15 protein-coding genes are annotated in these 20,163 nt (G+C 73.0%); 6 read left to right on the top strand and 9 right to left on the bottom strand.

Features of this window, described 5'->3' with window-relative positions; translation table 11 throughout:
- Positions 1-3: 3 nt before the first annotated feature.
- Genes R2J75_RS17220 through R2J75_RS17210 form a run of 3 tightly spaced genes read left to right on the top strand, consistent with a single transcriptional unit; the run spans position 4 to position 2,795 of the window.
- On the top strand, positions 4-870 hold the full coding sequence (locus R2J75_RS17220; RefSeq protein WP_243329121.1) for a zinc metalloprotease HtpX: 867 nt from the start codon (positions 4-6) through the stop codon (positions 868-870).
- A 50-nt stretch (positions 871-920) separates the two neighbouring features.
- The gene (locus R2J75_RS17215) at positions 921-1,832 is read left to right on the top strand and encodes a TerC family protein (RefSeq protein ID WP_394365925.1); all 912 of its coding nucleotides are present in this window, start codon (positions 921-923) and stop codon (positions 1,830-1,832) included.
- Between the two features lie 60 nt (positions 1,833-1,892).
- A complete protein-coding gene (locus R2J75_RS17210; RefSeq protein WP_316410689.1) occupies positions 1,893-2,795 on the top strand; it encodes a M23 family metallopeptidase in 903 nt (300 codons plus the stop codon).
- A gap of 36 nt (positions 2,796-2,831) precedes the next feature.
- Here R2J75_RS17210 and creD read toward each other — a convergent pair whose 3' ends face one another.
- The 3 genes from creD to creB all read right to left on the bottom strand — a co-directional run bounded on the left by creD (position 2,832) and on the right by creB (position 6,355).
- Positions 2,832-4,154 carry a cell envelope integrity protein CreD gene (creD, locus tag R2J75_RS17205; protein ID WP_243329124.1) on the bottom strand — a complete coding sequence of 441 codons (1,323 nt, stop codon included), beginning with the start codon at positions 4,152-4,154 and terminating at the stop codon, positions 2,832-2,834.
- Between the two features lie 87 nt (positions 4,155-4,241).
- A complete protein-coding gene (creC, locus tag R2J75_RS17200) occupies positions 4,242-5,693 on the bottom strand; it encodes a two-component system sensor histidine kinase CreC (RefSeq protein ID WP_316410688.1) in 1,452 nt (483 codons plus the stop codon).
- On the bottom strand, positions 5,690-6,355 hold the full coding sequence (gene creB / locus R2J75_RS17195) for a two-component system response regulator CreB (protein WP_243329126.1): 666 nt from the start codon (positions 6,353-6,355) through the stop codon (positions 5,690-5,692). The genes creC and creB overlap by 4 nt, the downstream gene beginning before the upstream one ends.
- A 145-nt stretch (positions 6,356-6,500) precedes the next feature.
- On the opposite strand from creB, the gene R2J75_RS17190 reads away from it, so the two are divergent.
- Positions 6,501-9,002, top strand: a complete 2,502-nt coding sequence (locus tag R2J75_RS17190) for a prolyl oligopeptidase family serine peptidase (RefSeq protein WP_316410687.1) — start codon at positions 6,501-6,503, stop codon at positions 9,000-9,002.
- Between the two features lie 59 nt (positions 9,003-9,061).
- Here R2J75_RS17190 and R2J75_RS17185 read toward each other — a convergent pair whose 3' ends face one another.
- The 3 genes from R2J75_RS17185 to R2J75_RS17175 form a co-directional block, all read right to left on the bottom strand.
- Positions 9,062-12,037 (bottom strand): type III restriction-modification system endonuclease, encoded by a 2,976-nt coding sequence (locus R2J75_RS17185; protein WP_316410686.1) that lies wholly within the window; start codon positions 12,035-12,037, stop codon positions 9,062-9,064.
- A gap of 2 nt (positions 12,038-12,039) precedes the next feature.
- Positions 12,040-13,995, bottom strand: a complete 1,956-nt coding sequence (locus R2J75_RS17180; RefSeq protein ID WP_316410685.1) for a site-specific DNA-methyltransferase — start codon at positions 13,993-13,995, stop codon at positions 12,040-12,042.
- A gap of 106 nt (positions 13,996-14,101) precedes the next feature.
- Complete coding sequence (locus R2J75_RS17175) at positions 14,102-15,406, bottom strand: GGDEF domain-containing protein (RefSeq protein WP_316410684.1); 1,305 nt, start codon at positions 15,404-15,406, stop codon at positions 14,102-14,104.
- A 159-nt stretch (positions 15,407-15,565) separates the two neighbouring features.
- Between R2J75_RS17175 and R2J75_RS17170 the strand changes: the two genes are divergently transcribed.
- Together R2J75_RS17170 and R2J75_RS17165 are read left to right on the top strand one after the other, a co-directional pair.
- Positions 15,566-15,745: a hypothetical protein gene (locus tag R2J75_RS17170; protein WP_243345790.1), complete on the top strand. Its 180-nt coding sequence runs from the start codon at positions 15,566-15,568 to the stop codon at positions 15,743-15,745.
- 63 nt (positions 15,746-15,808) lie between these two features.
- Positions 15,809-16,606: a bestrophin-like domain gene (locus R2J75_RS17165; RefSeq protein WP_316410683.1), complete on the top strand. Its 798-nt coding sequence runs from the start codon at positions 15,809-15,811 to the stop codon at positions 16,604-16,606.
- A gap of 20 nt (positions 16,607-16,626) precedes the next feature.
- On the opposite strand, the gene nhaR is transcribed toward R2J75_RS17165, so the two are convergent.
- The 3 genes from nhaR to R2J75_RS17150 are packed head-to-tail and all read right to left on the bottom strand — an operon-like array spanning position 16,627 to position 20,044.
- A complete protein-coding gene (gene nhaR, locus R2J75_RS17160; RefSeq protein WP_316410682.1) occupies positions 16,627-17,526 on the bottom strand; it encodes a transcriptional activator NhaR in 900 nt (299 codons plus the stop codon).
- A gap of 47 nt (positions 17,527-17,573) precedes the next feature.
- The gene (locus tag R2J75_RS17155) at positions 17,574-18,806 is read right to left on the bottom strand and encodes a cation:proton antiporter domain-containing protein (protein ID WP_243329134.1); all 1,233 of its coding nucleotides are present in this window, start codon (positions 18,804-18,806) and stop codon (positions 17,574-17,576) included.
- Positions 18,803-20,044, bottom strand: coding sequence for a cation:proton antiporter (locus tag R2J75_RS17150; protein WP_243345788.1), 1,242 nt, complete (start codon positions 20,042-20,044; stop codon positions 18,803-18,805). The genes R2J75_RS17155 and R2J75_RS17150 overlap by 4 nt, the downstream gene beginning before the upstream one ends.
- Positions 20,045-20,163 lie beyond the last annotated feature (119 nt).

Here is a 20,163-nt window from a genome sequence, read left to right as displayed (position 1 = left end):
GCCATGAACCAGCTCAAGACCGCCCTCCTCCTCTGCGCCGCCACCGCCATCCTGCTGGCGGCCGGCGCGGCCATGGGCCGCAGCTGGCTCATCGGGGCCACGGTGCTCGCCTTCGCCATGAACCTCGGCGCCTACTTCTGGAGCGACCGCCTCGTGCTGCGGCTCCAGCGCGCCCGGGTCCTGACGGTGATGGAGGCTCCGCAGCTCCACCTGGACGTGGCCGAGCTGGCCGGCCGGATGGGGATCCCCACGCCGAAGGTGTACGTGATCCCCGACGCGGCGTTGAACGCCTTCGCCACGGGGCGCAATCCGGAGCACGGCGCGGTGGCCTTCACCGAGGGCATCCTCCGCAGCCTCTCCCGGCGCGAGCTGAGGGGCGTCATCGCCCACGAGCTCAGCCACGTCAGGAACCGGGACATCCTCGTCGCGACGGTCGCCGCGGGCCTCGCGGGGGCGGTGGGGCTGCTGGCCAGCGCCCTCCAGTGGGGGGCGCTGCTGGGCTTCGGCCACGACCGCGACGGGGAGGGCGGAAGCCCCCTGGGGGCCCTCCTCTTCGCCATCGTGGCCCCCATCGGCGCGACCCTCGTGCAGATGGGCATCTCCCGGTCCCGGGAGTTCATGGCCGACGCGGGCGCCGCCCGGGCCACGGGCGATCCGGAAGGCCTGGCCCTGGCCCTGGAGCGCCTCACCCGGGCCAACCACGTCATCGAGCCCGGCCCCACCGCGGAGCCGGCCTCCGCGAGCCTCATGATCGCCTCGCCCTTCTCGGGCGATGGCATGATGTCCTGGTTCAGCACCCACCCGCCGGTCGCCGAGCGCGTCCGGCGCCTGCGGGGCATGGACCCCGCGTCCCTCCGGCGGGCCTCGTGACCCGCCCCCGGCCCTGAAGGAGCCCCTTGACGACGATCGGAACCCCCTGGATGTGGGCCGGATTCCTGGCCTTCGTGTTCGCGATGCTCGCCCTCGACCTGGGCGTCTTCCACCGGAAGGCGCACCGGGTCGGGCTGCGCGAGGCCGCGGTGTGGAGCGCCGTCTGGGTGGCCTGCGCCCTGGTCTTCGGCGCCCTCCTCTGGAAGGGGTTCGGACCCCAGAAGGGCATGGAGTTCCTGGCGGGCTACCTCATCGAGAAGGCCCTGAGCGTGGACAACATCTTCGTGTTCGTCCTGATCTTCGGGGCCTTCTCGGTGCCCGACGCCTACCAGCACCGGGTGCTCTTCTGGGGCATCCTGGGAGCCCTGGCGATGCGCGCCGCGTTCGTGGGCCTGGGGGCGGCCCTGCTGGCGAAGTTCCACGCCGTGCTCTACGTCTTCGGCGGATTCCTGCTGATCACGGGCATCAAGATGCTCCTGGCCAAGGACCTGGCCTTCGATCCCAGGGCCAATCCCGTCTACCGGCTCTTCAGCCGCCTCGTCCCGGCCACGGACCGGTACGAGGGCCCGGCCTTCACCATCGTCAAGGATGGGCGGCGCCTGGCGACGCCCCTGCTCCTGGTGCTCGTGGCCGTCGAGGTCACCGACGTCGTCTTCGCCGTGGACAGCGTGCCCGCCATCTTCGCGGTGACGCCCGATCCCTTCATCGTGTTCACCAGCAACATCTTCGCGATCCTCGGCCTGCGGAGCCTCTACTTCCTCCTGGCCGGCGTGGTGGGGCGCTTCCACCTGCTGAAGGCGGGCCTGAGCCTGGTCCTCGCCTTCGTCGGCCTCAAGATGCTGGCCGCCGACCTGGTGAAGGTGCCCGTGGCCGCGAGCCTGGGCATCATCGTCCTCCTCGTGGGCGGCTCCATCGCGGCGAGCCTGGTGTGGCCGGCCCGGAAACCGGATCCGGCGGCCTGAGGCCGGCGGGTCCGTGGACCCCGGGTCCCGGGCCGCGTACTGTGGGAGGTCGGAGTGCCCATGTCCCTCGCCGCCGCCCTGTGTCTGCTTCCCTGTCTTGCCGCTCCGGCCCCGCCCCAGGTCCACGCCGAGGCGGTCCGGGTGCCCCAGGGGGGCGTGGTGCTCCTCCGGACCCGGACGCCGGGGGCCCTCACCGCCCGCTTGGACGATAAGGTCCACCCCTTCTTCCCCGTCCCCGGGGGCGGCCAGGCGGTGATGGTGCCCGTGCCCTGGAACAGCCCCCTCGGCGCCCGGGAGGTGACCGTCGAGGGCGGGGCCGGGGGGCCGGTCCGGGTGCCCTTCACCGCCACCCCCTGCCAAGGGCCCACGATCACCGTGAAGGTCCCCCCCTCCACCGCGAAGCTGAGCGAGGCGGACCAGGCCCGGGCGGCGCGGGAGCGCGAGGACTTCCTGGCCGTGTACGCCTCGCCGGAGGAGGGGCGGGCCTGGACGGCGCCCTTCCTCCAGCCCGGGGGCGGCCGGGTCACCTGCGGGTTCGGGACGACGCGGCGGTTCAACGGCGAGGTCCAGAGCGTGCATCGCGGCCTGGACCTGCGGGCCCCCTCGGGAACCCCCGTGCGGGCGGCGGCCCCGGGCCGGGTGCGGCTGGCCAAGGACGTCTTCTTCGGGGGCAACCTCATCATCCTCGACCACGGCGCGGGCCTCTTCACCATCTACGCCCACCTGAGCAGGATGGCCGTGAAGGCGGGCGATGAGGTCCGGGCCGGGGACCGCCTGGGGCTCAGCGGCGCCACGGGGCGCGTGAGCGGGCCCCACCTCCACTGGGGCGCCAGCATCGCGGGGGTGGACGTGGATCCCCTGCTGGTGCGCAAGGCCATGGCCTCCCTCGCCGGCGCCCAGGAGCCCGCGGCCCGGCGCGGGCACCGGGCCCGCGGGTCGGCCACCCCGCCCCGGAAGCGATAGACCCGGCTGAAAGGAAGGGAGGCGCGCCCCGGGCGTTCAGCCCTCCTCGGTGGGGGTGCCGGGCTTCAGCCAGGTCATGCGCCGGGTTCCCAGCATGACGGCGGCGAGCAGGGCGAAGACCAGGAGGGAGCCCAGGAGCAGGGCATTGTCCTCGGAGGCCAGCAGGCCGTAGAGGGCGGCGTACAGGAGGCCCAGGCCGGCGGTGAAGGCGAAGGCCTCCTTGCGGCTGCCGAGTACGGCGGTCAGGTAGGTGGCGAGCAGGGCCAGGTTGGCGGCGGTGGCCGTCGCGTAGGCCAGGGGGAAACCGAGGTGCTCGGCCAGGCCCAGGAGGAGGAGGAAGAACACGGCGAGGGAGGCCCCGACCAGGAAGTACTGGAAAGGGTGGATGGGGAGGGCGCGTACCATCTCCCGGAGCAGGAAGGCGCCAAAGGTGAGCAGGACGAAGAGGAAGCCGTATTTCACCGCGCGCTCGGACTGGAGGTAGATGTTCACCGGGTCGAGGAAGGCCACGCCGAAGTACTGGGCCTCCGCGCCGGGGCCGCCATGGAGGAGGGAGGCCTGGTCCCGGCTGAGGAAGGGAATCTTCCACCGGGCCGTGAAGCCATCGCCGGACCAGGTCCGGTCCAGGGGCGCGAAGCCGCCCTCGAAGCTGGGGGCGGGCCAGGTCCCCGCAAGCCGGACCTGGGTCTCCTCGGCCACGGGGGCGATCTTCAGGCTGCGGGTGCCCACGAGTTCCAGGGGGATCTCGAAGGCGAAGGCGGCGCCGGCCGCCAGGTCCAGGCCGGGGACCTGGGCGTGGACGCCGGATCCGGGGTGGGCCAGGCCGGTGCCCGGGAGGAAGGGGCGCTCCCCACCGCCGGTGCGCAGGACCATGTGGTTGAGGATCCCGCGGGGGTCCTCGATGCCGAGCGCGAGGAAGGGGAGGCCCAGCCGGAGATTGCGCGCGCCCTGGAGCCCCGCCTGCGCGGGCACCTCGAACCGCCCCTTGAGCGGGCCCGCGAGGCGGAAGACCTGGGTCCGGTACAAGCCGCGCCGGCGCGCCTCGATGCGGATGTCCCCGGCCAAGTCGAGGGAGGCGGGCACGAAGACCTTCTCGCCGCGCTCCTCCTCCCACACCTCCTGGGCGGGGCCGGCCGGGTCGTTGCGCTGGAGGCGGCGGGCCTCCAGGGTGAAGGGGACCACGAGGAGGGGGCCCACCAGGACCTGGGGTCGCGCCGTGAGCCGGGCCACCTGGTTCTCCGTCTCGATCTGGCGGGTATTGCGGACTTCCACGAGGCCCTGGGTCATGGCGAGGGGGACGAAGAGGAGCAGGGCGAGGCCGACGACGGCCAGGAGCTTGAGGGGGAAGGACATGCGCATGAGGTCTCCTTGGATGGAAGGATCCTAGGACCTGCGCGTGAAGCCAGTGTGGGGCCGTGTGAAGCCCCGCGCCGGAGGGCTCGGACCTCAGTCGCCGGCGGTTCCGGGGGCGGAGGTGGCGGGCAGGGCGAGGGTCGCGAGGGCGCCGCCCCCGGGGGCGTTGACGAGGGCCGCGCTGCCGCCGTGGAGCTCGGCGATCTCGCGCACGAAGCAGAGGCCGAGGCCCGTGCCGCGGGTGGCGCCGTCGGGGCGCGCCAGGGAGAAGAAGGGCGTGAAGACCTTGTCGAGGGCGAAGTCCGGCAGCCCGGGGCCCGCGTCCCGGACGGTGATCCGGACGCTGCCCGGCCGGCGCTCCACGGCCAGGACCACCTGGGATCCGGCCGGTGCGAAGGACAGGGCGTTGTCCACCAGGTTCCCCACCGCCTGCTCCAGCAGGAAGGCCTCGCCCCGCACCGGCGCAGCACCCTCCCCCACCACCCGGAGCCCGAGGCCCCGGGCCTCGGCCTGGGGACGGCGGGCGGCGGCCGCGCGTTCCGCGAGGTCGCGGAGATCCACCTGCGCCGGATTGTGGAGCCCCTGGCGGTGCTGGAGCTCGGCCAGGGCCAGCATCCGGTCCACCAGGGCGCGCATGCGCCGGGCCTGTTCCAGGACGTTGTCGGCGAACCGCGCGCGATCCGCCTCGGGGAGGGGCTCCCTGAGCAGTTCCGCGGCGCCGCGGATGGCCGACAGGGGGCTCTTCATCTCGTGGGTGAGGGTGTGGACGTAGCGCTCAACGTAGGCGCGGCCATCGAGGCGGGTGCGCATCGACTCCAGGGCCTCGCCCAGTTCCCGCAGTTCGGGCGAGCCCAGGGCCGGGAGGGGTGTCCGGCCTCCGGAGCCGGCGGTCCTGGCATAGGACCGCAGCCGGGCCACGTCGCGGGTGAGCCACCAGGTGAGGACCGCCCCGATGAACAGGGACGCGCCGAGGAGGACCAGCCCCGCGGACCGGATGCGGTGTTCGCTGCGACGTGCGTAGGGCTGGACGCTGGCGGTGGGGGAGATGACGGTCAGGACCCCGAGGACGCGCCCATCCCGGAGGACGGGCGCGCCCACGTACATCGCCGAGGTGCGCGGGTCGGCGGGATCCATACGGGTGGCCCTGGCCCCGTAGGCCCCCTGGAGGGTGCGGCCCACGTCCGTCCACCGCGAATAGTCCCGTCCCACCGCCGCGCCCTCGCTGTCGTAGCGCACGATGCCGGCGCCGTCGGTGACGTACACCTGGAAGTCCATGCGCGCCTTGGTCAGGCCCCAGATGCTCGCGCGCACCTGGCGCGTGCGGTACCGGGCGACGGCTTCGGCCAGGCGCCCCCGCTCGATGCGTCCGGCGGCGAGGTCCTCGGCGGCGAACTCGGCCAGGAGGTTGGCGGTGTCCACCAGGGCCACCTCCATGCCCTGGCGCACGCCGGGCTTGACCTCCTTGGAGAAGATGGACAGGACGAACCAGGCTGAAAGGCCCGCGATGAGGAAGACGCCGAGCAGGAGCCGGATGCCAAGTCTCACGGGCCATCCACGCTGTAGCCGACGCCGCGGTGGGTCTGGATGGGGTCGGCCTCGGGGGCCGCAGCGCGGAGCTTGGCCCGGAGGGTCTTGACGTGGGTGTCCACGGTCCGCTCCTGGGTGTCCTCGGCCCCGGCCCAGACGGTCTCCATGAGTTCGGTGCGGGTGAAGACCCGCCCGGGCCGGGCCACGAGGGTCCGCAGCAGGTCGAACTCGAACCGGGTCAGGTCCAGGAGCCGGCCGGCGTAGTGGGCCTTGCGGGCCGCGGCGTCGATGCGGAAGCCGGCGGGGGGCGGCGCGGGGCGGGTCCGGCGCAGGATGGTCCGGACCCGGGCGGTGACTTCCCGGGGACTGAAGGGCTTGGTGACGTAGTCGTCCGCGCCCAGTTCCAGGCCCACGACCCGGTCGACCTCCCCGTCCCGGGCCGTCAGGAACAGGATGGGGACCTCCGAGAACCGGCGGATCCGCCGGCACACCTCGAAGCCCGACAGGTCCGGCAGGCCCACGTCCAGGATCACCAGGGCGGGTTCGGAGGCCTCCACGGCCGTGATCGCGCGGCTTCCCAGGTCGCACCACGCAGGCTCGAAGCCCTCGGTGCGGAGGGCGTAGATCAGGGTATCGGCGATCGCCGGCTCATCATCGACGATCAGGATCGGCTGGCCCATGGGGCAGGTTCCTGGAAGGGGTTCTGGTGGCAACCTTCTGATTATTCCTGCAAATACGCCCCAGCTGAAGGTCGGGCCGGAAAGGGGCTGTGGGCGGGCTTGAGGTATCGTATACTGAGGCACCTCCCCAGGAAGGAAAATTCCGATGCCTTTCCCGCGCCGCCTTTCCCTCGTCCTGACCGCGTCCCTCGCGGCCTGCCTTGCCGCGGCGCCCCCGTCCGGGGCGGCCCAGGCCGCGCCCGCCTCGGGCTACGCCCAGCCTCCCAAGCCGATCCTGGACGTGCTCCGGGCGCCCAACACGCCGGTGCCGGTCATGAGCCCCACCCGGGAGCGGATGCTGCTGGCGGGGTGGCAGGCCTATCCGGGCATCGCGCGGGTGGCCACGCCCTACCTGAAGCTGGCCGGGGTCCGGGTCGAGCCCGGGAACCACAGCCGCCACGACACGCCCGGGGGCTACGGCATCCCGGCCTTCGCGGAATCCTTCGAGCTGGTGGACACGGCGACGGGGGCCCGGACCGCGGTCAAGCTGCCCGCGGGGGCCTCCGCCGACCAGCCCCTCTGGAGCCCCGACGGGAAGCGGTTCGCCTTCCGGAACACGACGGCCACGAGCGTCGAGCTGTGGATCTGCGAGGCCGCCACCGGCGCGGTGCGCCGGGTGCCCGGGGTCCGTCTGAACCCCATGCTGGGCGACGAGGTCGTCTGGATGCGGCCGGGGGTCCTCCTGGTCAAGACCGTCCCGGCCCACCTGGGGCCGGCGCCCGTGAAGCCCCAGGCGCCCCAGGGCCCCTCCATCCAGGAGTCCCTGGGCGGCAAGGGCCAGAGCAGCACCTATGAGAACCGGGACACCCTGGGCAGCGCCCACGACGAGGCCCTCTTCGACCACTACGGCCTGGCCCAGGTCGCGCTGGTGGACGCCGCCACGCTGGCGGTGACGCCCGTGGGCGCCCCCGGCATCTACGAGACGATGGCCCCCGCCCCTGACGGGCACCACCTCCTGGTGGCCCGCATCCACCGGCCCTACTCGTACGTGACCACCTCCGACCGGTTCCCCCGGGACATGGAGGTGTGGGACCTGGCCCGGCCCAGAACGCCCGCGGTGAAGACCGTGGCCTCCCTGCCCCTCGCGGACCGGGTGCCCATCCGGGGCGTGCCGACGGGCCCGCGGGACTTCGAATGGCGGCCCACGGAGCCGGCCACCCTCGTGTGGATCGAGGCCCTGGACGGCGGCGACTGGAACGTGGCCGCGCCGGCCCGCGACCGGGTCCTCCTCTCCCGGGCCCCCTTCCAGGAGGCCCCCAGGGAGGTGCTGAGGACCACCCTGCGCTTCGCGGGCCTGGGCTGGCTCGAGCGCGGCGGCGCCCTCTACTACGAATACGACGAGAACCGCCACTGGATGCGCGCGGCCCTGACGGATCCCGACGATCCGTCCAAGGCGGCCCGCACCCTCTGGGAGATGTCCACCCAGGAGCGCTACGCCAACCCCGGCAGCCCGGTCTCCCGCGCCCTGCCCAGCGGCCACACCGTGGTGCGCCAGGAGGGGAACGCCATCTTCCTGAGCGGCACCGGGTCCTCGCCGGACGGCGACCGGCCCTTCCTGGACCGCCTGGACCTGGGCACCCTCAAGACCGAGCGCCTCTTCCGCAGCGCCAAGGATGCCCTTGAGCGCTTCCTTGCCTTCCCCGGCCCCGATGCGGGGACCTTCCTCACCTGGCACCAGTCCGCCAAGGACGCGCCCAACGCCCACGTGCGCACCCTGGGCGCCCGCACCGGCGCCCCCGCGGGCGAGGCGGTGTTCGCCTCCACCACCCGGGCCCTCACCCACATTCCGGACCCCTCCCCCGCCGTGCGGCAGATCGAGAAGCGGCTCGTGAAGTACAAGCGCGCCGACGGCCTGGACCTCTCCTTCACCCTCTTCACCCCGCCCGGGTACAAGGAAGGGACCCGCGTCCCCACCATCCTCTACGCCTATCCCCAGGACTTCGCGGATCCCTCCAAGGCCGGGCAGGTGACGGGCTCCCAGGCCTCCTTCACCCGGCTCCGGGACTACCGGCTGCTCCTGCTGGCGGGCTACGCCATCATCGACAACGCCTCGTTCCCCATCATCGGGGATCCGCGCAAGGCCTACGACACCTACCTCGAGCAGCTCGTCGCCGACGCCAAGGCCGCCGTGGACGAGGCGGTGCGCCTCGGCGTGGCCGATCCGGACCGCATCGGCGTCACCGGCCACAGCCACGGCGCCCTCATGACGGCCAACCTCCTGGCCCACAGCAGCCTCTTCCGGGCCGGCGTGGCCACCAGCGGCTCCTACAACAAGACCCTCACCCCCTTCGGCTTCCAGAACGAGCGCCGCAGCGTGTGGGAGGCGCCCGAGGTCTACCGCCAGGTGTCCACGTTCTTCTTCGCGGACCGGATCAAGTCCCCCCTGCTCATCGTCCACGGGGCCGACGACGCCAACCCGGGCACGACGCCCCTCCAGGCCGTGAAGCTCTTCGAGGCGATCCGCGGCAACGGCGGCGTCACCCGCCTCGTCATGCTGCCCTTCGAGCCGCACTGGTACACCGCCCTCGAGTCCAACGAGCACCTCGTGGCCGAAATGGTGAAGTGGTTCGACGCCCATGTGAAGAACGCGCCGCCCCGCGCGCGGTAGGCGCTCCCGCTCCGGAGGCCCGCCCCCGCCGGGGGCGGGCCTTCCCGCGTACCGGCGGGTCAGGGCTCCTGGAAGAGGTCCCCGGCCGTCCGGGCCACGAGGTAGCGGGCCCCGCCGCCCTCCCCGGAGATGGCCTCGAAGTGGGCGCGCCCGCAGGCGATCCTGGCCGCCTCGGCGGGGCGGAGGTCGCCCGGGTCCAGGCTGCCCTTGGTCTCCACCACCAGGTAGAGGCGCTCCCCGCCGTCCTGCTCGACGAGCACGGCCCAGTCCGGGTTGTAGGTGCCCAGGGGCGTGTTCACCCGGAACCAGGAGGGGAGCTTGGCGTAGACCTTGACCGCCTCGTTCCGCTCGAGGTCCTTGGCGAAGGTCCGCTCCACCCCCGCGGAGTCGTAGACGACGTACTCGTGCACGCTCTTCCGGGCCTCGACCATGTGCTTCATGTAGCCGGTGAGCTCCTCCTGCTCGAAGAGCTCCTGCGCGTAGAAGGCCTGGTCCCCCAGCTTCCGGTAGCGGATGCCCTGGACCAGGGCGAGGCGCTTGCAGGAGCCGATCGCGTCGGCGGCGGTCTCGATGAAGGCCTGGGGGTTGCGGCGGAAGTCCTCGAGGCGGCCGCTGTCCACGAGGATGCGCGCCAGGCTGCGCCGGGTGAGCTGGGTGCGGTCCTGGAGCTCGGTGAGGATGTCGGGCAGCTCCACGTCCTCCTCCGCCAGGGCCAGGGGGCCGGAGGTCGAGGCGCCCGCGGCGTCGACGCCGCCCTTGCCGATGGCGAGGCTGGCGCGGTGCCAGGTGAGGCGGGTGCGGGGAATGGGCGGCGCCGCGGCGAGCGCGGCGGCGCAGGCCTCGAGGAGGCCCTGGTTGTCGAAGGCCACCCGGTACGTGGTCTTGTGCTTGATCCGCTCCCACAGCTCCCGGAAGTCGGCGCCGTGCAGGACGGCCTCCCGGGTGCGGACCGTCCGCCGCTCGTCGGCGTTCCGGAGGGTGAGCCTGCCGGCCGTCTTGCGGAGCAGGTCGGCCACCAGGGCCGGCGGGGCGGGGCAGTCCCCGGGGAGGGCGAAGGTGCCTTCGCGGAGGGCCTGGCGGAGCGCGTCCTGGACCTTCCCCTCCGCGTCGACCCAGCCCTGCGCGCGGAGGTGCTCCCACAGCGCCCGGGAGCCGGCCTCGCCCAGGGGCGCGGAGCCGCCGCCCGGGGCGGGGACGGGGAGGGCGGAGAACTGGTGGGGCTCCACCACCCCGAAGCGGATCCCGGTGTCCGCCTCGATCTCCTTCTGGAGGTTCTCGGCGAAGGCCTGGTAGCTCTCCAGGGCGATGATGGTGAGGATGTTCACGTGCCGGTCCCGGACGCGCTCGCCGTCCTGGTTGACGCACAGGCGGAGGCCCCGGCCGAGGGTCTGGCGCCGCTCCCGCTCGGTCCCCATGTCCCGGAGGGCGCAGATCTGGAAGACGTTGGGGTTGTCCCAGCCTTCCCGGAGGGCCGAGTGGCTGAAGATGAACCGCAGGGGCGTCTCGAAGCTGAGGAGGCGCTCCTTGTCCCGCATGATGAGGTTGTAGGCCCGGGCGGCGTTCTCCCGGTCGGTCGCGTTGCTCTCCCCCGTGTCGGACCAGGCGCCCCGCTTGTCGACGGAAAAGTAGCCTTCGTGGACCGCGGCGGCGAGGGCGGCGGGGTCCTCCCCGCCGAGGAGGGGGGCGTACTCGGGCAGTTGGATGGCGCTGCGGAACTCCTCCTCGAAGATCCGGGCGTACTCCCCCTTCACGGGCGCGCCGTCGGGCCCGGCCTCGCGGTAGCGGGCCACCTGGTCGATGAAGAAGAGGCTGAGCACCTTGATGCCCAGGGGGCGGAGCCGCAGCTCCTTGTCCAGGTGCTCCCGGATGGTGCGCCGGATCATCTGCCGCTGGACGGCCCCGGCGGCGGCCCCGCCCATGGCCTCCCCGGGCCGCAGCCAGCGCTCGGAGCCCGGCCTGCGGATCTCGACGGCCTCCCGGCCCTTCCCGGCGCGGATCTCGCCAACGCGGCAGTCCCGGTACACGGCCCGGCCCGTGACCCGCTCCAGGTCGTCGCCGTCCTCGACGCGCACGGGCTTCCTCGAGACGGAGCCGCGCTGGTCCACGTCCAGTTCCGCCACGGCCCAGACGGCGCCCTTCCGGGAGCCGACCTCGAGGATGCGCGCGTAGGGGGTGTTGTGATCGCCCTCCACCATGCCCGAGGCCACCTCGATCTGCTTGACGAGGCGCCGCTCGTAGGCGTCGACCGCGTCCAGGCGGTAGACCATGTGGTGCTTCTCCGCGTGGGTGGCGGAGTAGCGGAGGGTGCAGAGGGGGTTCATGGCGGCGAGGGCCTTCCGGCCCTCCCCCTTCAGCCCGCCGTCGACGCTCTGGGGCTCATCCACGATGAGGACGGGGCTGGTGGCGCGGATGAGGTCGATGGGCTTGTCGCCCCCGGTCTTCTCGCTGTCCTTGTAGAGGTTGTTGACCTCCTTCTTGTTGATCGCGCCGACGGTCACGACCATGACCTGGATGTGCGGACTGGTGGCGAAGTTGCGCACCTGACCCAGGCGGGCCGAGTCGTAGACGAAGTACTCGAAAGGCACGTTGGCGTACAGGGCGCGGAAGTGCTCCTCGGTGATCTGGAGGGACTTGAAGACGCCCTCCTTGATGGCGACGGAAGGGACGACGATCACGAACTTGGTGAAGCCGTAGCGGCGGTTCAGCTCGAAGATCGTGCGCAGGTAGACATAGGTCTTGCCGGTGCCGGTCTCCATCTCGACGGTGAAGTCGCCCGATTCCAGGACGGCGGACTGGCGGATGCCGTTCTGGAGCTGGACGGCCCGGAGATTGGCGTGGATCTCGCCGTCCGGCAGCTGGAGCCGGTTGCCGACGCCGAGGGTGGCGTCGAGGCCCTCCAGGGCCGGGGACCCCAGGCGGGAATCCCGGGTCACGGTGAACTCGGAGCGGCACCTCTCCTGCCCCTGGAACAGGGCGCACACGGCCTCGATGGCCGTGCGCTGGTAGTCGAGGTCGGGCTCGAAGTGCAGCTTCATGGTCACAGGCTCCGCACGTGGCTAAGCCCGCGCTGGGCCAGGATCGCCGTCAGGTTGGTCTTGGCCACGTCGTCGGCGAAGGCGCCGTCCCGGAAGACGAGGGTGGTCTCCCCGGCCGGCGAAAGCTCGGAGCGCCAGTCCGCGATGCCCTGGGCGAGGGCCTCGTAGTCGGCCCCGATGGCGGCGTCGAGGCAGGCCATGAGGAGACCTCCGCCGGCGCTGTGGACGGTATGGCCCGCGATGGCCCGGGTGGCCACGGGGGTGGCGGGATCGAAGCCCAGTTTGAGGAACAGTTCGGCGAGGAGGTCCTCCGGGGTCCGGCCCTCGACCAGGTTGTCGGTGGCCTCGAAGAGGGTGCCGGCGAGGTCGTCGGGCCGGGGGTTCCAGGCCCGCAGGTTGGAGGTGTCGAGGCGGTAGGCGCGGAAGCCGAGGTCCCCCCGCGCGCCGCCGGCCCGGAGCTGGGCGGCGGCCTCCCGCAGCCGCCGCCGGGTGATGTCGGCGATGGTGCGGTAGGGTTCGCGGCCGGTGGGCTCCGGGAGCTGGACGAGGATGAAGCGCCGGGCGGAGCCCGAGCCGGCGTTGAGCTTCCAGACCGCGTGGCCCGTGCTTCCCGACCCCGCGAAGAAGTCCAGGACGAGGTCCTCCGGGCCGGTGGCGAGGGCGATCAGCTCCGCGAGGACGTCCGTGTTCTTGGGGAAGGGGAACCAGCCCTTGCCGACCAGGGCCTCCACCTCCAGCGTCGCGGACCGCCCGTCGCGGTAGAAGACCGAACTGAAGGGCTCGCTGTCGATCTCCTCCAGGTAGCTCTTCCGGGTGGGAATGGTGGTCTCGTCGGGGCCGAAGTGGATCCGGGGCGGGACCTGGGCCAGGGCCCAATCCGTCTTGGCCTGGTCCCAGCGCCACCCCGTGGAGGGCTTCTTGCAGGGCCTGCCCGTGACCGGGTGGAGGATGTCGTGGCGGGGGCGGGAGGCACGCCCGTCGTCCGGGCCGGCGAAGTCGGCGGCGAAGTAGAGGCCCCGGTCGTCGGACCAGTTGTAGTGCCGGTGGGCCCGCCGGGGATCGCCCTCCGGCAGGCCCCGGTAGAAGGCCTGCATGGCCTCGCGGATCGCGGCGTGGTCCCCGCCCAGCCGGGCCCGGAGGGCCCGGTAGTGGGCCAGCACCTCGTCGGCGCCCTCCTTGGGTTTCCGCCAGATCCCGGCCTCCAGGAGGGCCTCCTTGTCCCGGGCGTAGCAGAGCACGTACTCGTGGACGGTGGCGATGAGCTTGGCGTCGCCCTTCCGCGAGCGCTGCCAGACCAGCTGGGCCACGAAGTTCTCCTCCCCGAAGAGCTCGTCCAGGAGCAGGCGCAGGCGGGGCATCTCGTTGTCGTCGCAGGAGGCCAGGAGGGTCCCCGCCGGCTGGAGGAGGCTGTGGGCCAGCCTGAGCCGGGGGAGCATCATGTTCAGCCAGTCGGTGTGGAAGCGGCCCGAGGCCTCGGTGTTGGAGCTGATCCGGGCCCCCTCCTCGGCCTGGCCCGTGACCTCCAGGTAGTTGCGCAGGGTGTCCTGGTAGCTGTCGGGGTACACGAAATCCCGGCCGGTGTTGTAGGGCGGGTCGATGTAGATCAGCTTCACCCGCCCCGCGAAGGGCTTCTGGAGGAGCTTGAGCACTTCCAGGTTGTCCCCCTCGATCACCAGGTTCCGGGTGGTGTCCCAGTCGAGGCTCTCTTCCGGGCGGGGGCGCAGGGTGCCGGTGGAGGGGGTCAGGGCCAACTGCTTCGCCCGGCGTTTGCCGTGCCAGGTGAGGCCGTAGCGCTCCTCCCCCTCGCTGATCGGTTCGCCGACCGCCAGGCGGAGGGCTTCCACCTCGAGCCGCCCCTCCACCACGGCGTCCGGGAAGAGGGCCTGGATCCGGGCCAGGTTGACGGCGGCGAGGTCGAGGCTGCGGGACTCGGGCGAGCCAGCGATGAGGCGTTCCATGGGGGTCCTGGGCTGGGGCGGCCGGGGCCACCCGGGTCATGGGGATCGGGGCGGGGCGGCGGGGCGTCCCAGCCCATCATACCTGGGCCCCCCGGGCTTCCGCGCCTCAGGCGGCCGGGTTCCGGCCCAGGGCGCAGGCCCGCCCTCCAGCGCCGTCGGGCGGCGCCAGGGCCAGGAGGATCTCGCCGGCCTCGGCGCGGGCATGGGCGTGGGTCCGCACCACCGCCGCGAGGGGGCACGTGCCCTCGCCCCGCCCGAAGGCGCAGGCGGGGCAGTTCGCGGCCTCGAAGGCCGCCGGCTCCAGGGGCGGCGGACCGCCCGTGCCGGCCCCGTCGTCCGTGAGCACCGCGACGCGGTTGCGTCCGCCCTGCTTGGCCCGGTACATGGCGGCGTCGGCCTCCGCCTGGAGGGCCTCGTAGGCGGCGTGGTGTCCCGAAAGCCCGGCCACCCCGATGCTGGCGGTGACGCGGAGGCGGGCGCTCCCCGCGGGGATCTCCAGGGCCTCCACGGCCCGCCGGAGCTTCTCGCCCAGGGCCAGGGCGCCGGCGCCGTCCGTGGCGGGCAGGAGCACCGCGAATTCCTCCCCGCCGATGCGCCCTGCCGTGTCCGAGGACCGGACCTCGGAGGCCAGGCACCGGGCCACGGCCACGAGGACCGCATCGCCGGCCTCGTGGCCGTGGGTGTCGTTGATGCGCTTGAAGTGGTCCAGGTCGATGAAGAGGACCGCGAGGGGAGTCCCGGTCCGCCGCGCCAGCGCCAGGGCCTGGTCCGCGGCCCCGCGGTAGGCCCGCAGGTTGGCCAGGCCCGTCAGGGGGTCGCGCAGGGACCACGCGCGGAGGCGCTGCTTGGAGGCCACCAGCTGCGCGTGGTACGAGATCGAGCGGCTCGAGAAGGCGTGGAAGACGATCGCGAGGTAGGTCATCCCGACCAGGGCCGTGGCGAGGGCGTGGACGGAATAGGCCGCCGTGAGCCGGGGGTTCAGGGCGAGGATGATGGCCATCGCGGCCACGGCGTAGGCGGCCCCGGCCCGGGGGCCCAGGAGGAGGTGGAAGGCGGGGAGGCTCAGGAAGAACCAGAGGATCCGGAGCTCGTCCGCGGGCACGTGGACCAGGGCGGAGGTCATCACCCCCAGGCAGATGGCCCCGTAGGCCCAGGCCACGCCCCGGAAGCGGTCCCTGCGGCCGTAGAGGAGCCCGGCCAGGATGGCGCAGGCGGCGATGTGGAGGCCCATGACCGTGGCGTGGACGGGCCCCATGGGATTGGCCTCGGCCAGGTGGCCGAGGATGAAGCTCCCGGAGGTGAAGATCCCGGACAGGACGATGACGAAGAGGAAGCGGAACTGGAACTGGGCGTGCTCCTCGTCTTCGCCGAACTGGACTCCGCCCAGAAGGATATGGCCGAGCGACCGCATGGCTTGTCTCCCTGGTGTGGGGGCATTCTAGCGGCGCCCGGAACCCGCCGGACGGGAAATGGGACGCTTTGCATCATCTCCGCAGCCGCTTGACGTGAATTTGCCAGGCAAGGCCTGTGGCGGTAAGCTTGATTCATCCAATCCCATCTGGTGTGCTCCGTGGAACCCCGCATCCAAGGCATCGTCCAGGCCCTCCGGGCCGCGTCCGTCCCCTACCAGGCCGCCTGCGAGGCGCTGGAGGCGGAGGGGGCCACGCTCCAGGAGGCGCGGTCCCTGATCCGGGAGCGCCTCGCCGGCCTCGGGTCCCCGGGACCGGAAGGGGCCGGGCCCGAAGCCTGAACCCCGGACTGGCCTTTGGCCGTTCGCCGCCTACCTTGGGGGGGCATGGGGGGCGGACGGCCTATGTCTTTCATTTTTGAAGCTTTGGGGGTTTCCCTGGCCCTGCTCGCCGGGATGCTGGTCCTGATGGAAGTGGGGCGTCGCCTGGGCTGCGCGCGCCGGGAAGCCCATCCGGACGCCAGGACCCAGCTGGGCCCGGTGGAGGGGGCCCTGTTCGGCCTCCTGGGCCTCGTGATGGCCCTCACCTTCTCGGGCGCGGCGACCCGGTACGACGCCCGGCGCATGGTCATCGCCCAGGAGGCCAACGCCATCGGCACCGCCTACGACCGCCTGGACCTGCTGCGGCCCGAGGAACAACCGCCCCTGCGGGACCTGTGCCGCCGGTACCTGGATGCCCGGATCGCCTACTACCGCGAGGCGCCGGACACCCCCGCCCACCAGGCCCAGGCGCGGAACGTGCAGCAGCTCCTGGACCGGCTCTGGAAGGAGACGGCGGCGGCCTGCGACCGGGATCCGCGCGGGCAGGTCTCCATCCTCGTCGTGCCCGCCGTCAATGAGCTTGCCAACATCGTGACGACCCGCGCGATGACCTCCCAGCTCCACCCCCCGGGCGTGATCTACGCCATGCTCTTAGTCCTCGCCTCCTCCGGGGCCCTCGTGGCCGGCTACGCCAGCGCCGAGGAGCGGAACCGGAGCTGGCTGCACCACCTGGGCTTCGCCCTGATCTTCTCGGTGACGGTCTACGTGGTCATCGACCTGGAGCACCCCCGCCTGGGCTTCATCCGGCTCCAGGCCTCGGACCGCGTCCTGGAGGACCTGCGGACGCGGATCCAGGGCCCCGGCCAGGTGACCGCACCCTAGAGCCCGGCCAAGCAAGCGTCCTACACGAAAACCTCCCGGACCGCGGCCTCCCGGATGGCGAGGACGGCGGGGTGCTGGAGGCGGCGCTCGGCGGAGACGGCATAGATGCGTTCCCGGATCCCCGGCACCTCGCCGGCGGGATGGAGCCCGTGCTGGCGGGCCATGGCCTCCTCCAGCACGGCGGGGGCGGGCAGGAAGCCGCGGCCTTCGCCTCCGAAGGTCTTGAGGAGGGCGCCGTCGCTGATCTCCGCCACGATGGCGGGTTCCAGGCGCTCCCGGTCCAGCCAGTGGTCCAGGGCCCGGCGGAGGGCGGTGTCCCGGGGCGGAAGGAGGAAGGGGGCCCCCCGGAGGCGGCCGGGGAAGGATCCCGGGTGCCGCCGGAGCAGGGCCTTGGTGCCGTAGAGCTTGACCGGGGCTTCGCCGAGCAGGTGGTTGTAGGCGCGGGGCCCGCTCCGGGGGGTGAAGGGGACGTCGGACAGCACGAGGTCGAGCTCGTGGCGGAGGAGCATGGCGAAGTGGACCTCGTTGCCCTCCTCGATGCAGGAGAGCCGCACGGGTTGCTCCAGCTCCAGGGCGGGCCGGAGGAGGCGGAAGACGGTGAGCTTGGAGAGGGCGTCGGAGATGCCCACGGCGAAGCGGATCGGGCCCGCGCCGGTCCGGCCCCGGGAGGCGTCGAGGAGCTCGCGGCCCAGGCCGAAGATCTGCTCCGCGTACCCGTAGGCCACCCGGCCGAGGTCCGTCATCGCCAGGCCCCGTCCCACGCGGGTGAAGAGGGGCCCGCCGAGGCTGCCCTCCAGGGTCCGGATCTGGGCGGTGAGGGTGGGCTGGGCGAGGTGGAGCGCGGCGGCGGCCCGGGTGACGCTCCCCTCACGGGCGACCGTCCAGAAGTAGAACAGGTGGTGGTAGTTCAGCCATTCCATGGGGCGTCCGCGATCCGGTTTCCGGGCCATGCTAGCAGGTCGCGGGCTCATCGGGCCTCGGGGTAGGCGCCGAACAGGATCCGCCCGGGGAGCCGCAGCCAGCCGCGTTCCTGCAGGAAGAGGAGGAGGGAGGAGGCCAGGATGCTGAAGAACACCACGGCGAAGACGACGAGGCGGATCTCCTCGGCCCGGGGCAGCCCCATCTGGAGCGGGATGGAGGCCACGACGGCGGCCGCGAGGCCCTTGGCCCCCATGGCGGACGCGACCAGCGCGCCGGACCGGTCCGTACCCCCCGGGGGCAGGCTGAGGCGGACCGCGGGAACGCGCACGAGCAGGACGGCCCCGGCGAGGGCGAGGCCCGCGAGGGCCAGCGCCGTCCCGGAGAACCGGATCGAGAGGCCGACGTAGACGAAGAGGAAGGTCTTCATGAGGAAGACGGCCTCCGCGAAGACCTGGCGGTCCCCCGGGGCCAGCTTTCCGAAGCGCGGCCGCTCCCCGCCGCCGCCAGGGAGGAGCCCGGCGTTCCCGAGGACCAGCCCCATGACGAGGGCCGCGATGGCGCCGCTGGCGCCCAGGGCCTCCACGGCGCCGTAGACCACGAACACGAAGGCGGGCGTCGTGAAGAGGGAATGGCGGACGGCGCGGACCTTGTCGAGGAGGAGGCTCCAGGCCAGGCCCGCGGCGAGGCCGAGGATCGCCGCCACCGTGAAGGCGCCGGCCATGTCGCCCAGAAGCCCGGGCAGGTGCAGCCGGCCCGCGGCCTGCGCGTTCATGAGGCCCAGGGCCACGATGATGACGAGCACGTCCGACAGGGCCGATTCGAGGGCGAGGGCGGCCCGGGTCGTCTCCGGCGCGCCGAAGCGGCGCACCAGGGGGATCACCACCGCGCTGGAGGTCCCGCCGAGGCAGGCGGCGACGGTGGCGGCCTGGAGCCACGTGAGGCCCAGGAGACCCTTGGCCAGGGGCGCCGCCACCGCGAGGGTGCCCAGGAAGTTCCAGAGGGTGAGGCCCGTGGCGCCCCGGATGGATCGGGCCACGGTCGGGAGGTCCAGGCCCAAGCCCCCCTCGAAGAGGATCGCCACGAGGGCCGCCGTGGTGAACAGCGGGCCCGCGGCACCGAGGGCTTCGGGTCGCAGGAGGCCCGTGGCCGGGCCCAGGAGGAGGCCGAGCCCCATCAGGAAGAGCACGTCGGGAACCTTGGTCCGCTGGAAGATCGCCTCCAGGGCGTGGGCGAGGAAGACCAGGAGCCCCAGGAGGGCGACGGCGGCGGGCAGGGTCATGCGGCTTCCCGGCGGAGGGCCCGGGCCAGGCCGAGGGGACCGGCCAGGGTCGTGAGGAGGAGGGCGCCGATGACGCCGGCCTGCAGCCCAGGGGAGAGGAGGGGCGCCCCGTTCACCTGGATCTGGGCGCCCACCGCCACGAAGATCAGGCCGACCTCGCCCCGGGGCACCATGCCCCAGCCCAGGACCCGCCAGCGCAGGCCCCGACCCCCGCCGAAGCCCGCGAGGAGCTTGCCGAGGACGCCCAGGAGGGCCAGGGCAGCGGCGAGGCCGAGGGTGGACGGATCCAGGAGGGCGGCCACGTCCACCCGGGCCCCCATGACCACGAAGAACACCGGCGAGAGGACCGAGACCAGCGGGTGGAGGAGGTGCTCCAGGCTGTGGGCCTCCCGGGTCTCCAGGGCCTCCACGTGGGCGGGCTCCAGGATGAGTCCGGCGGCGTAGGCGCCCACGATGGGGGCGAGGCCGGCAAGGTTGCCGAGCCACGCGAGCAGGAACGCGAAGGCCAGGGCGAGGGGCAGGAGGAGCTGGCTGGAGCGCAGCCGGCCCGCAAGGGCCCACACCCGGGGCGTGGCCCAGCGTCCGGCGGTTAGGGCGACCAGGAGAAAGGCCAGGGCGAGGGCCAGGGTCCGGCCCAGCGTTCCCCAGGGCATCGGTCCGCCCGCGGCCTGGGCGGTGACGAGCCCGCTGACCCCCACGAGCACGAGGAGGCCCAGCACATCGTCGATGACGGCTGCGCCGACGATCACGCGGCCTTCCGCGGAATCGGCCGCGCCCTGCTCCCGGAGCACCTGGGCGCTGATGCCGATGCTGGTGGCGCAAAGACAGGCGCCGATGAAGAGATCCACGCCGAAGGGGGTGCCCGCCGGCAGCAGCAGCCAGGCCCCGGCCAGACCCGCGGCCATGGGCAGCCCCACCCCCAGGAGGGCCACCCGGGTGGAGGCCAGGCCCACCTTGAGCATCTGGGGCACGCTGGATTCCAGGCCGACCGCGAACATGAGCACGATGACGCCCAGGTTGGCGAGCACGTCAGCCGCGCCGGAGCCGCCGATGTCGGGGAATCCCGGCAGGTAGCGGGCCAGGGCCGCCAGGGCGAGGCCCGCGGCCAGTTCGCCCGCCACCGCCGGAACCCGGGCGCGCACGGCCAGGTCGCCGCCTACCTTGGCGGCGACCCACACCAGGGCCAGGAGGGCGAGGGTGCCCGCGAAGGGATCGGCGACGAGCAGGGCGAGGGGCATGGGACTCCTGGGACGGGCGGGGCCGCCCCCGCCAAGGGGGCGGTGGGCGGTCCCGCGGTGGGCGGAGGGGCGTTCCGGGCATCCCGCGGGGCAGGCGGGGCCGGGCCAGTCGAACACCC

It is taken from the genome of Mesoterricola sediminis, from assembly GCF_030295425.1.
Lineage (GTDB): Bacteria > Acidobacteriota > Holophagae > Holophagales > Holophagaceae > Mesoterricola > Mesoterricola sediminis.
Note: the sequence above shows the minus strand (reverse complement) of the source record. Positions and strands in the feature narration are given on the sequence as shown.

Excerpts from the sequence above, each read along its gene's own strand:
- R2J75_RS17190 (WP_316410687.1), top strand. The coding sequence starts at position 6,501 with ATGCCTTTCCCGCGCCGCCTTTCCCTCGTCCTGACCGCGTCCCTCGCG.
- R2J75_RS17180 (WP_316410685.1), bottom strand. The coding sequence starts at position 13,995 with ATGGAACGCCTCATCGCTGGCTCGCCCGAGTCCCGCAGCCTCGACCTC.
- R2J75_RS17155 (WP_243329134.1), bottom strand. The coding sequence starts at position 18,806 with ATGACCCTGCCCGCCGCCGTCGCCCTCCTGGGGCTCCTGGTCTTCCTC.
- R2J75_RS17150 (WP_243345788.1), bottom strand. The coding sequence starts at position 20,044 with ATGCCCCTCGCCCTGCTCGTCGCCGATCCCTTCGCGGGCACCCTCGCC.
- R2J75_RS17210 (WP_316410689.1), top strand. The coding sequence starts at position 1,893 with ATGTCCCTCGCCGCCGCCCTGTGTCTGCTTCCCTGTCTTGCCGCTCCG.
- creB (WP_243329126.1), bottom strand. The coding sequence starts at position 6,355 with ATGGGCCAGCCGATCCTGATCGTCGATGATGAGCCGGCGATCGCCGAT.
- R2J75_RS17175 (WP_316410684.1), bottom strand. The coding sequence starts at position 15,406 with ATGCGGTCGCTCGGCCATATCCTTCTGGGCGGAGTCCAGTTCGGCGAA.
- creD (WP_243329124.1), bottom strand. The coding sequence starts at position 4,154 with ATGCGCATGTCCTTCCCCCTCAAGCTCCTGGCCGTCGTCGGCCTCGCC.
- R2J75_RS17165 (WP_316410683.1), top strand. The coding sequence starts at position 15,809 with ATGTCTTTCATTTTTGAAGCTTTGGGGGTTTCCCTGGCCCTGCTCGCC.
- R2J75_RS17185 (WP_316410686.1), bottom strand. The coding sequence starts at position 12,037 with ATGAAGCTGCACTTCGAGCCCGACCTCGACTACCAGCGCACGGCCATC.
- nhaR (WP_316410682.1), bottom strand. The coding sequence starts at position 17,526 with ATGGAATGGCTGAACTACCACCACCTGTTCTACTTCTGGACGGTCGCC.
- R2J75_RS17220 (WP_243329121.1), top strand. The coding sequence starts at position 4 with ATGAACCAGCTCAAGACCGCCCTCCTCCTCTGCGCCGCCACCGCCATC.
- R2J75_RS17215 (WP_394365925.1), top strand. The coding sequence starts at position 921 with ATGTGGGCCGGATTCCTGGCCTTCGTGTTCGCGATGCTCGCCCTCGAC.